The 12,787-nt window shown below is 33.0% G+C and carries 10 protein-coding genes, 1 pseudogene and 1 riboswitch; of the genes and pseudogenes, 5 read left to right on the top strand and 6 right to left on the bottom strand.

Annotated features, from left to right (window positions below):
* Nucleotides 1-249: 249 nt before the first annotated feature.
* Nucleotides 250-585 (bottom strand): annotated as a pseudogene (locus IDG64_RS02110) (hypothetical protein); the annotation flags it as partial.
* A 922-nt stretch (nt 586-1,507) separates the two neighbouring features.
* Here IDG64_RS02110 and IDG64_RS02115 point away from each other — a divergent pair.
* Together IDG64_RS02115 and IDG64_RS02120 are read left to right on the top strand one after the other, a co-directional pair.
* Nucleotides 1,508-1,987: a hypothetical protein gene (locus tag IDG64_RS02115; protein ID WP_000704946.1), complete on the top strand. Its 480-nt coding sequence runs from the start codon at nt 1,508-1,510 to the stop codon at nt 1,985-1,987.
* Nucleotides 1,988-2,008: 21 nt separating this feature from the next.
* The gene (locus IDG64_RS02120) at nt 2,009-2,401 is read left to right on the top strand and encodes a hypothetical protein (RefSeq protein WP_000888757.1); all 393 of its coding nucleotides are present in this window, start codon (nt 2,009-2,011) and stop codon (nt 2,399-2,401) included.
* A gap of 625 nt (nt 2,402-3,026) precedes the next feature.
* Here IDG64_RS02120 and IDG64_RS02125 read toward each other — a convergent pair.
* From IDG64_RS02125 to xpt, 5 genes are all read right to left on the bottom strand, one after another.
* The gene (locus IDG64_RS02125; protein ID WP_000361527.1) at nt 3,027-4,133 is read right to left on the bottom strand and encodes an Abi family protein; all 1,107 of its coding nucleotides are present in this window, start codon (nt 4,131-4,133) and stop codon (nt 3,027-3,029) included.
* Nucleotides 4,134-4,702: 569 nt separating this feature from the next.
* Entirely contained in the window at nt 4,703-6,244 is a 1,542-nt protein-coding gene (gene guaA / locus IDG64_RS02130; RefSeq protein ID WP_000424963.1) for a glutamine-hydrolyzing GMP synthase, read from the bottom strand.
* 24 nt (nt 6,245-6,268) lie between these two features.
* Nucleotides 6,269-7,735, bottom strand: coding sequence for an IMP dehydrogenase (gene guaB / locus IDG64_RS02135; RefSeq protein WP_000264071.1), 1,467 nt, complete (start codon nt 7,733-7,735; stop codon nt 6,269-6,271).
* Between the two features lie 37 nt (nt 7,736-7,772).
* Complete coding sequence (gene pbuX, locus IDG64_RS02140) at nt 7,773-9,041, bottom strand: xanthine permease PbuX (protein ID WP_000793023.1); 1,269 nt, start codon at nt 9,039-9,041, stop codon at nt 7,773-7,775.
* Nucleotides 9,041-9,619 (bottom strand): xanthine phosphoribosyltransferase, encoded by a 579-nt coding sequence (gene xpt, locus IDG64_RS02145; protein WP_000421406.1) that lies wholly within the window; start codon nt 9,617-9,619, stop codon nt 9,041-9,043. The genes pbuX and xpt overlap by 1 nt, the downstream gene beginning before the upstream one ends.
* A gap of 230 nt (nt 9,620-9,849) precedes the next feature.
* A riboswitch (purine riboswitch) is annotated at nt 9,850-9,952 on the bottom strand.
* Nucleotides 9,953-10,131: 179 nt separating this feature from the next.
* On the opposite strand from xpt, the gene IDG64_RS02150 reads away from it, so the two are divergent.
* The 3 genes from IDG64_RS02150 (at nt 10,132) to IDG64_RS02160 (ending at nt 12,406) form a co-directional block, all read left to right on the top strand.
* Nucleotides 10,132-10,539, top strand: a complete 408-nt coding sequence (locus tag IDG64_RS02150; RefSeq protein WP_000763768.1) for a general stress protein — start codon at nt 10,132-10,134, stop codon at nt 10,537-10,539.
* 142 nt (nt 10,540-10,681) lie between these two features.
* Nucleotides 10,682-11,344: a hypothetical protein gene (locus IDG64_RS02155; protein ID WP_000394698.1), complete on the top strand. Its 663-nt coding sequence runs from the start codon at nt 10,682-10,684 to the stop codon at nt 11,342-11,344.
* Nucleotides 11,345-11,461: 117 nt separating this feature from the next.
* The gene (locus IDG64_RS02160; protein ID WP_000956142.1) at nt 11,462-12,406 is read left to right on the top strand and encodes a prolipoprotein diacylglyceryl transferase; all 945 of its coding nucleotides are present in this window, start codon (nt 11,462-11,464) and stop codon (nt 12,404-12,406) included.
* Nucleotides 12,407-12,787: the final 381 nt, after the last annotated feature.

A 12,787-nucleotide genomic window follows, 5' to 3' on the forward strand; every position in this document is an offset into this window, starting at 1 on the left:
TGTTCGAGAGAAAGACAAAATCGACTTTCTTTATACTTGTTTACTGATCGCCACTGTTTTTTTGAAACGAATGAACTTAACTAAATATAGTAAATAAGCAATAAATATAAACAGATTAGAAATTAATATTTGCATCGTGCTGATATTACCAAATTTTATACTAATTATTACCCATGATATTATTACTAAAAATAAGAACGAACATACCCATAGATTAAAAAATTTTTTCATGGTATCACTCCTACACTATTAGCAGAATGTGGCTCCACCGGTTAGACCCCCGCCGACAGCACCACCAACAGCTCCAACTACGCCTCCACTAACTGTCCCAATTACTGGAATAGTAACTGTTCCTACTCCTGCACCTGCAAGACCTAAAGTAGTGCCTCCTGTCACTGCGCCACCCGCTATACCAGAAACGCATTTCCCTACTCCACGTTCTTTTTGTGTTTTCTGCACATAAAAACCTAATTTACCGTCTTTTTCAAAATAAATTAACGTAACATTTTTACCATTTTTATCTTTTGCAGTTGATGGCAAAATTTCCTTTTTACCAGTCTTTACATCTTTTAGTGTTGCCACTCCGAACTCCTTTTATATAAAGAAAGAATCCCACATATACTCAAAAGGCATACTAGAGTTCTCTACATAATCTATAGACTCATTTTAACCATTTACAATATACAAGTAAATAAATCAAATAAACCTTTTCGTTTTTAGTAAGTTTTTATTTCTCCGAAAAATTTTATTAAACGATATGCATGATTTCAATCTAGATTGATTTTTCAACTACTTACCGAGCTTTCCATAAACTATGTCGTTTTCTTACATATGTTTCAATCTTCGACCAATCTCAAAGATAGATTGATCGAAGATGTTGAAGTCGTGTTTCACGACGCCACATTTACGATTAACATATCTAGTTATCCAAATTCCTCTTCCACTGTAACAGTGGCGTTTCCCAGCGCATAATAATCTCTAACAATCTTAATAGATTTAAATAAATTAACGACTCTTAACAGTTAAGAATAATATTCTGACACTTATGCAAAACAATTAAATTTAATAGCAATCTCTTCTAAACTATTTTATGAACGGGATGGCAATATGGTAATCAAGTTCATGTGAAAAATTTATTAGTTACTGGCTACACAACTGGAATTTTGAAAATCATAGGGCAAATGTTACTTGCTGTAGCAATTTTTTCACTAACTATTTATTTTGCTTATATAATGGAATCTTTACTTTTTGGGTTCTTACAAACAGTCACTTCATTAGTACTTTTAATATGTTCACTTGTATTAGCTTGGACTTCTTTCATAGTTACATTACTTTTAATAATTGTGTTAAGTGGCATTTTCTATTTTGGTGAAAACGATTAATTAAATTATTAAATGCTAGTTATACGAATTAGGACCTTTCACTCACTTTGTTTTTTTAATGATTATTTACTTATATTTCAAACATTTGGTTTTGCAAATTCACTATTAAAGGAGATAAATGTATAATGAAAATCACAAAAGCTATTGGTTCACTAGTCTTGACTGCCGTTTTATTAACGTCTGTTTCACCTTTAACTAACGCAAATGAAATACAGACAAACAATACAAAAACTGCTCACCAAAGTTATGAAAATATAAATGGTGTGAAAATTAATCGCAATCCTAACTTGCCAATGAATCCAGAAGCACAACAACGAATTGGCGGAACAAAAGTAGTTAAAACTGCTATAAAGCTAATTATTAATAATAGGGGCAAAGCAAAAAATGTCATACAACAAGTTGGTGGCAAAAAAGCTGCAACTATTTTTGATAAAGGGTATTCAGGTATTGTAAAAGAATTGAAACCATTGCTAAAATGGTCAGAAGTACCAGCTAACGCTGTCGGTGATGCAGTTAAACGAGGCGCAATAAATGCCGGTCTAAGTAAAAGTGATGCTGGAATAATCTCAACTGTAGTCAAAGAAGCCATTGCATGGTTATTCTAAAATGATAAAGGAGTGTTTCATATGCTTGAAGATAACGGCGATATCAGATTGCTATATCAATCAATAGAAGAACTTGCTTCAGTTTTGGGTCAAAGTCAATTCGAAACTAAAACTGTCAGCTTAATATTTGTACAAATGGACTTAAGATATAGCGTTTTCGAAAAAGTGCAAACTGATTTTATGAAGTATTTAGCACATAAAAATTCTGATGAAATAAAATATATAGACTTAATCAAAATAATAGAAAATGCATTACCTGAAGATAAAGAACTTAGTATCAATGTGATTAATTCCATTATTATTGGTTTCGCTAATAACTATTATCCAATATTGCAAAGTTTAGTACCGGAAATACAAAGTAGTTATGGCATAACCATAAATAAAAATTTCAATATAGATAGTATAGATTTTTAAATATTATTTAATAAGAATAGGAAACCGATCCCAGGACATAAAATCCAAATCGTAGGCTCTACAATCTTATATTGGTAGTAGTTGACTGCGGAGCCCCAACATAAAGAAATTGGTACGCCAATTTCTACAGATATAACTCCCATCATTTCATCACATGATGTTGCCCATACCAATCGCACCAAAAAAGGCTAGAAACCGCATAATAACGGTACTTCTAGCCTATCATTTGCTATATATAATTATTCCCACTCGATGACAAGAGTACTTTTCGTTAATTTGTACCAGTTTATAACTATTGATATATCAAGATTTTTAATGCTCTATACTTCTCAACAGTTCATGTCACTGCATAATTTACGTATTCATTGCCTACAACGTATGAGATGATATATCAAATCAACTCTACAAGGTTGTAAAATATCAACATTGAAAGCAAGGTACATTTACTCATTATTTGTGGCGGATAAAAGATAAATGCTTTTTATTACTCCTATAAAATAAACCGACCATATTATAATTCAACATTTTTATAAATATAGTGTTATTTGAAAATCTTTCTAACTACAACACAGGGCATTATTCAGCGTAAAAAGACAATCACTTAGTTATTAGTGTGCGCTATTTTTTATTTAGTTATTTTAAAGTAAGAAAGGTTATTTTCAATAACTCCTAACCTAGAAAGTTTAATAAAGTTATGTTCTGAACATTTATTCTCTATCTTAGTTAGAGTCTCATTCCATTCAATAATATTATTTTCTGGCATACTCATAAATATTTTCTTCATAGCTAATAAAAATGTAACTAACCTTTGCTGATATTTATACTTTTCTATATTTACATACATTTCCTCATCACTATGATGTTTTGCACAGGTGTTTGTAAAATTAATTCCATAAATTATATCTGTGTGAGCTATTCTATTTCTCAAAAACCTGATACTATTCAACCATGCACACAATAACTTTTCTGGAAGTTTTATGCTTATACCAGTATTTTTTTCTATTAAATTTTCAATTCGCTTACTTACTTTATTTCTATAAGTTGGTAATGTAGTTCTATAAAAAGTAGACAAATCTCCAAAACTAAAATTTTGGAATAAAACCCAAGCTGGTATAATATTGTATTTTTTAATATTATGTTTAACGTTATCGTTACTTTTCTTTTTTTCTATAGCTCTCCAAAAAACATTTTGTAACCTATTGAACTCTTTTAGCTTTTTGGCAGAATATTTATACTCATCATTAACTTTCTCAAAATATAAATCTTTATCTAAATAGAACAGTGTCGAAGGCTTGTTATTATACTCAATTTCTAACATATATACTTCTAAAATAATATTTCTTATATGAGTTTCCAACATATTTACTAAACTAAATAATTGTTTCAATAAATATCTATCAAATTTATAAAGTATATATACTTCATCAAAATTTTTCGGCTCATCTTTACCAAATTCATTATACATAAAATGCTTCAAATTATAATAGCCAACACTATGTAAAAGCTCCACACATTTTTCTTTTGACTTAATTTCAGGAAAATATAAATTTTTAGTTTCTAATTTATATAACATTTGTTCTATTGTAAAGGGAGTGGGTATTTCACTTTTAGGAGCATCGTTTAGTGTCTCAAAAGTTACTTTTAAATTATCATACTCTTTAACGTCGATTACTTTTTCTTTATACATTATGCTTTCTAATTCTTTTAAGTTAATTTCAAGTGATTTATCCATAACTATAAATTCTCCTATTACAAAAAAAAGGCCAACTGTGTTTCGCATTGCTAAGAGGCGTTAGTTGACTTCTAATAAATTAATATTAATCTAAGGGGTGTCAATTGTCAATTGTAATTCAATCATTCTTGTCTTCTCAAACCTCACTAAATCATCAATAAATATAGGTTCTAACATAATCAGATTTACCTTATCGCCAAATATTCTATGATAACGACCACTTTCTTTTATGTAGTACAAAAGATATTTATTTAAAACTCTTGTCTCTTAGTAACAAATAAATTTGCTCTCACTCCTCTAACGGATATCATCTACAATCATTGTATGACTAGGATTGTCGTTAAATACTTCTTCTACATTTTTGTCTAACTTCTCATCATCTCCGTCTCAAAATATAAGAAAGAGATGACTCCCATCATTTCATCACATGATGTTGCCCATACCAAGTACACCAAAAAAGGCTGGAAACCGCATAATTACGGTAATTCCAGCCTAACCTTTCCTTTAAATTTCGAGCTAAAAATAACCCTCTAACAATTAATGTTAAAGGGTTATATTATTAAATATAATTATTCCCACTCGATTGTGCTTGGTGGTTTTGATGTAATGTCATAGACTACGCGGTTGACGTGATCTACTTCGTTTACGATACGACTAGAAATCTTTTGTAGGACTTCCCAATCGATGCGTGCAAAATCACTTGTCATACCGTCGATAGATGTTACTGCACGGATACCTACTGTGTGATCATACGTACGGTAGTCTCCCATAACACCTACTGATTGAATGTTTGGTAACACTGTGAAGTATTGCCAAATTTCTCTTTCAAGACCTTCTTCTCTAATCACTTGGCGTAAAATCGCGTCTGATTCTCTAACGATTTCTAGTTTATCTTCAGTAATTTCTCCAAGTACACGAATACCAAGACCAGGTCCTGGGAATGGTTGTCTCCACACTAAATGTTCTGGAATACCTAATTCAATACCTAATTTACGTACTTCATCTTTAAACAATGTATTGATTGGTTCGATTAATTCGAATTCCATGTCTTCTGGTAATCCACCAACATTGTGGTGTGATTTGATTGTTTGTGCTGTCTTAGTACCTGATTCGATGACGTCTGTATATAGTGTTCCTTGCGCAAGGAAGTCTACACCTTTAAGTTTTGATGCTTCATCATCAAATACATATACAAATTCATTACCAATGATTTTACGTTTTTGTTCAGGATCTGAAACACCTTTTAATTTATTCATAAAACGATCTTTCGCATTAACACGAATAATATTCATGTTGAACCCTTCACCGAATTGTTCCATAACCATGTCGCCTTCACCTTTACGAAGTAAGCCATGGTCTACAAAGATACATGTTAGTTGATCCCCAATTGCTTTATGCAATAGTACAGCTACAACAGATGAATCTACGCCGCCACTCATCGCACATAATACACGACGGTCTCCTACGCGTTGACGAATCTTTTCAATTTCGATTTCGATAAAGTTTTCCATTGTCCATTGACCTTTACAATCACAAACACGACGGACAAAATTATTTAATAAATCATTACCATATTCTGTATGACGTACTTCTGGATGGAATTGAACACCATAAATGCGACGTTTCTTATCTTCGATTGCTGCATAGTCTGTACTTGGGCTATCAGCGATAACTTCAAAGCCTTCTGGAATTTCAATAACTTTATCAGAATGACTCATCCAAACAGTTTGTTCTGCTGGTAAGCCAGCGAATAACTCATCTGACTTCGCATTAATGATTGCTTTACCGTATTCACGTTCATTGGCACGTTCAACTTTACCACCTAATAATTTAGTAGTTAATTGCATGCCGTAACAAATACCAAGTACTGGAATTCCTAAATTATATATTTCCGGATCAATTGTAAATGAACCTTCTTCATAAACTGAATTTGGACCACCTGATAAGATAATACCTTTTGGATTCATTTTCTTAATTTCTTCAATTGAAATTTCATGATCGTGTAATTCACTATAAACGCCCATTTCACGAATTCGGCGTGTAATTAATTGGTTGTATTGGCTACCAAAGTCTAAGACAAGGATTAACTCTTGTTCTTTTGCCATTTCCATATTTGTCGTTCTCCTTTATCTTAATTAGAATGAGTAGTTCGGTGATTCTTTCGTAATTTGAATATTATGTGGGTGGCTTTCTGCTAAACCAGCAGGACCCATACGTGTGAATTGTGCTTCTTCGCGTAATTCTCTTAAATCGTGTGAACCAGTATAACCCATACCAGCACGCACTCCGCCCATTAATTGGTAAATTGTATCTTGTAAAGCACCTTTATATGCCGTACGTCCTTCGATACCTTCAGGAACAAATTTCTTAGGCGCTTTGTCCTCTTGGAAGTAACGGTCGTTTGAACCTTTTTCCATCGCACCTAAAGAGCCCATACCACGGTATACTTTATATTGTCTACCTTGGAAAATTTCTGTTGCGCCTGGACTTTCTTCAGTACCTGCTAATAAGCTACCTAACATAACCGCATGTCCACCAGCAGCTAATGCTTTAATGATATCTCCTGAGAATTTAATACCGCCATCAGCAATGATAGCTTTACCATGTTTGCGTGCTTCAGTTGCACAATCATAAATTGCTGTAATTTGTGGTACACCAACACCTGCTACAACACGCGTCGTACAAATTGAACCTGGGCCAATACCAACTTTAACAATATCTGCACCCGCTTCAAATAAATCTTTTGTTGCTTCTGCAGTTGCTACGTTACCAGCTACTAATGTGATTTCTGGGTAAGTCTTCTTAATATGTTTCACTTGATCGATAACGCCTTTAGAGTGACCATGTGCTGTATCGATAACTAAGACATCCACACCTGCTTCGACTAATTTTTGAGCACGAATATCAGTGTCTTTTGAAATACCGATTGCTGCGGCTACAAGTAGACGACCATGTTCATCTTTTGCTGCATTAGGGAATTCGATTACTTTTTCAATATCTTTAATAGTAATAAGACCTTCTAGACGTCCGTCTTTAACTAATGGTAACTTTTCAATCTTATGTTTTTGGAGAATTTTTTCTGCTTCTTCAAGTGTTGTATTCACTGGAGCTGTAATTAAATTTTCTTGCGTCATTACATCTACAATTTTAATCGAGAAGTCTTCAATAAAACGTAAGTCACGGTTTGTTAAAATACCTACTAAGTTGCGATCTTCTTTATTATCAACAATTGGTACACCTGAAATACGGTATTTACCCATTAATGCTTCTGCTTCATAAACGCTTTCTTCTGGCGTTAAGAAAAATGGGTTTGAAATGACACCATTTTCTGAGCGTTTTACTTTTTGAACTTCGTCCGCTTGTTCTTCAACGCCCATATTTTTATGAATAACACCTAAACCACCTTGACGAGCCATAGCAATCGCCATTTTAGATTCAGTTACAGTATCCATACCAGCAGAAATAACTGGAATATTTAATTTAACTTTGTCTGATAATTGTACGCTTAAATCAACGTCTTTCGGTAAAATATCAGATTGTGCTGGAATTAATAACACATCATCAAACGTTAATGATTCTTTTGCAAATTTACTTTCCCACATTAAAAACAGCCTCCATTTTTCAAATTAATTAGTTATATTATTTCACATTTTCTTCCGTTTGTTTATACTTTATTCCATTAAAAAAGAAATTAAGAATAATTGCAGAGATTGCGCCTAAAACAATTCCGTTTTGAGTCAACCATGCAAATTGTTCACCTAAACCTTTAAATGCTTGTGGTACAGCGCTTATACCAGTACCTAATCCTACTGATACAGCGATAATTAATAAATTGTTTTGATTTTTAAAATCGATATGTCCTAATATACTAACACCATATGCCATTACCATGCCAAACATAGCTATCATCGCACCACCTAACACAGGTAGCGGTATGATATTTGCTAATGCACCAAGCTTAGGTATACAACCACATATAAGTAATAACACGACCATGCCGTATATAACATTATTTTTCTTAGCGCCGGATAAAGAAACAAGTCCTACATTTTGCGAATAGGCTGTATACGGAAATGAATTGAATATAGAACCTAACACTATCGCTAGACCTTCCGCAGTATAACCTTTACGAAAATCTTTTCTTTCTAACTTCTTACCGGTAATTTCACTTAACGCATGATAGACACCTGTCGACTCAATTAAACTAACGATAGCTACAATAAAGAACACTAACGTCGATGTCACATCAAAGCTAAATCCAGAGAATCTAAACGGCACTGGGATGCCTAACCAACCGGCATGATTGACTTGATTAATATCGACCATCCCAAGTAAGCCAGCACCTATCGTTCCTAAAACGAGTCCAATTAATATGGCAATACTCTTAATAAATCCAGTTGTGAATCTTTGTAAAACAAGAATAATGATTAATGTCATTAAACCTAACAAAATGTTCTTAACATCTCCATAGTCCTTTGCACCTTGACCTCCAGCTAAGTAATTCATTGCTACTGGCATTAAATTGATACCAATGATAGTAACAACACTACCCGTTACTACTGGTGGGAAGAATTTTACAAGATGTGAAAAGAAAGGCGCGATGATAATAACTAATATCCCTGATAAAAATAGCGAACCATAAAGTACATCTATTCCTTTCGTTTGACCAATTAAAATCATGGGCGCAACAGCCGTGAATGTACATCCAAGAACGATTGGTAATCCTGTTCCTGTTACTTTATTGGCTTGTAAAAATGTGGCAACCCCACACATAAATATATCTACTGTAACTAAGTAAGCGATTTGTTCAGGTGTAAACTTCAAACTTGTACCAACAATGATTGGAACTAAGATGGCACCTGCGTACATAGCTAAAAGATGTTGAACACTTAGGATTAAATTTTTCATTATTCTTCTCCCACCAATGTCACTTTATTTCCTTCTAGTGAAGCAACCTTGCAGAGAGACGAAACTGTTAAACCTGCTTCTTCTAAACGTTGATGCCCATTTTGGAAACTCTTTTCAACAACAATACCAATACCAGCTGTCTTAGCATTCGCTTGCTGTGCGATATCGTATAATCCTAATGAAGCATCACCATTTGCTAAAAAGTCATCGATAATAAGTACAGTATCTTCTTCTGATAAAAACTCTTTTGAAACAATGACCGTACTTGTTTTATCTTTAGTAAATGAATGAATAGATGTTTCATAATAACCATCCGTCAAAGTGCTAGGTTTTGCTTTTTTCGCAAATAAACATGGCACATCAAAATGCAGTGCAGCCATGATTGCAGGTGCGATACCGGAAGCTTCAATGGTTAAGATTTTAGTAATCCCTTTATCTTTAAATTGCTCGTAAAAAGTGCGACCAACTTCATTCATTAACTTTGCATCAATTTGATGATTTAAAAATCCATCGACTTTTAAAATCTTCTCATCAATGACAACGCCGTCTTCCTTTACTTTTTGTCCTAGTAACTCCACTCTTAAAACCTCCTCAGATTTGTGTGAAACATTTTGCTCTTAAATTGGTGCTAGATACAAAAAAATCCCCAAACTAAATAATAGTTTCAGGGTTTATGAGTGAACGAACATGCATAACGAATTTGTCATGCAATCAATGTAAAAGAAGTTTCATCAAATAAACTGTGCCCATCATATAAAATGATATAAATCACCCATTATGGTTACAATTTAATGGCTGAAGCTACTCCTAGTATTGTGTTGTTACTCATAGTCATGTCGTTCAAGGCAACATGGTAGAAACTTCTAAAGCCATATTCTTTAGATTATATGAGTTTATGTAAATTATTTAACGATAATAGCAAATTTTCGGCATTTTTTCAATAACTGCTTAGGTAATCTTTTAATCGTTTTATAAATGTACAGAGACGTTTAATGCGAATGAAGACTTATAACTTAATAATGTAAGGGTTTTACTTTAAAATAAGAAGGGTAAAAGATTAAATAAACAAATTTTTAAAGGGGCGACAACTATGGCAGATATTACTGTAGTAAATGACACTGGCGAATTATACAACGTAATCAATCAAAAGAAATCTGAAGGTTATTTAGAATCAGAGCTAACAATTATTAGTAAAAGTAAATTACACCTAAATGACTTACACGACTCTGAAATCTCCCTTATCTCAACAAGTGGAACATTTAGTGATAGAATGACTAAACTGTTAACAGGAGAAGATGGTGAACATGCAGTTTTATCACGCTACAACTTAGCGCCTGATGAATTAGAAAAATATAAACAACTTATTTTAGACGATAAAATGTTAGTTGTAGCGGTTCGTGACAAATCATCACATCAAGAAGTGCATGAAAATAATTCAGCTTATGAAGAGATTGATATTACACATTTTGCTGAAGCATCTAAAGGTCCCAAAGCTTAGTTATCACACTGAATTCAAAATGAGATTACTGTACTGTCTAATTTAAGATAGTACAGTTTTTTATACCATTTAAAAGTTTATGAACAGTCTTTTACAGCAGGCGATTATGCTATAATATTATTTAAATTGGGGAGGTGTTCTTATGGAATTTAAAACCATTCAATCTGTCAAAGATCCACATTACAACGAAGCACTTAAACTTTACGATACTAAGTTAAATTTATCTTTAACTGAAGATAAACGTATCATCAAACGCTCATTAGAAAACAACAAAACCGAAAACGATTATGTCTTTATCGTAGGCTTAGAAAACGATGTTGTTGTCAGTCTAGCAACTGCACATTATGAAGCCACAACCAATTCAGCATTTTTAATTTATTTATTCGCAAAAGACCTACCCAACCATGATGAGTTAATGACGCAAACATTACATCAGATTGAACATGAACTAAACTTATTATCAAACCTTGTTCATTCTAGAAGTATTAACTTTTTAATGATGGAAGTCCCTAAAGAACCTGCAGATTTAACACAAGATAATGGACTCATTATTGAACACCGTAGACAGTTTTTATACGAACATCAATTTGAAAGACAAACTGAAATTGATTACATTCATCCAACTAATGATGGTCACACTAAAAAAGTGGACTTATTTTTAAAGAAAAATATTAAACTGACAAAGGATATCTACGGTACAAGTGTTAAATCAAATTATATTTTGAAGTATGTATTTGCCAATGGTATCGCACGTGAAATTATTTATGCTTTATTAGAAGAAATGGATTTACGTAAACCATTTTAAACAAACTTGAAATCACTAACAATAACGTTTAAACTATGTATGAAGCAAGACTGACGTTTCACTGCCCGTAGACAAACGTCAGTATACATAAAGTATATGCAGAAAGGACTTTAAAGTATGTTAACTAAAGAATTTGCACAACGCGTAGAACTAAGTGAGAAGCAAGTCCGTAAAATTGTTCAACATTTAGAAGAACGTGGTTACCAACTAAGCAAGACTGAATATCGTGGTCGTGAAGCAACTGATTTCAAAGAAGAAGATATCGAGCTTTTCAAAGACATTGCCGACAAAGTAAAACAAACAAATAGTTATGATCTAGCGTTTGATGAATTAGAAAAAGAAAAAGACTTCCTGCAAGTCATTGTCAAAAACGATGACAAAAACTTACCTACTAATCAAAATGTCGCTCAACTAGTAGAAGATTTACGCCTAGAAATCCAGAAAATGCGCGAAGAACGTCACCTACTTGGTCAAATGATGAATCAAGTACATCAGCAACAACAAGAATTAAAAGAACTTCAAAATCAACTTACATCTAAAATCGATTCAAATAGCGAATCCTTAAAAGCCATCCAAACATCACAAGAGGCTATCCAAGAAGCACAAGCATCTCAAGCTAAAGTATTGGCTGAATCAACAAATAAAGTTGAAAATAATGCTGTTACTGAAGATAAAGCTGACAGTAAAGATTCGAAAGAGTCAACAGCAAATGCTGCAACGGATACTAATGCTGAAAATGCAGGCGATGGCACTGCTACTAAAGTAGATAAAGAGGATCAAATTTCTGCAACTGAAGCAATTGAAAAAGCCAGCGTTGAGCAGTCTAAAAATGACAATGCAGCTGAGCCTTCAAATAAAGAAGCTACAGTAGATGCAGAAGCGCAACATGATGCTGAACAACAAGTAGCAGAAGCCCATGCAGAAGCTTCTAAACAAGCTACTTCTAACGATTCATTGGAAGCGAAAGCAGAAAATGACAGCACAGCTTCACAGTCTGAAATGGCAGAACCTAAACCTCAAGAAGAGAAAAAAGGTTTCTTCGCACGTTTATTCAACCTGTAAACTTGTGATTTGAACACAAATTTAATACTCAATAATATATAGCTTTGATTTAAAAACTGATTTTTTATAAACCTATAGAACTGTAATTTACTTTCAAATTTAATACTCAATTCATAAAACCTGAAACAAGCTGATATACTCCATTCAATATCTACTTTGAAGAGAGCATATCAAACTAATTTGTTTCAGGTTTTTTAATTATTCATTATGATTAATATTGAATTTTGAATAAATTTTTATAGTATGTTACTTTTAAATGGGATGGCTTCTGTGTACTTCTAAATAGATTCATCTTAATAAGTCCATTCAATTTAAATGTTTGGCTGTGTTAGTAACTGACGAATCGCACAAGTGCACACTCATATTCACATTTACTACAAA

The sequence above is a fragment of the Staphylococcus sp. EG-SA-15 genome (genome assembly GCF_017151895.1).
Taxonomy (GTDB): Bacteria; Bacillota; Bacilli; order Staphylococcales; family Staphylococcaceae; genus Staphylococcus; species Staphylococcus aureus.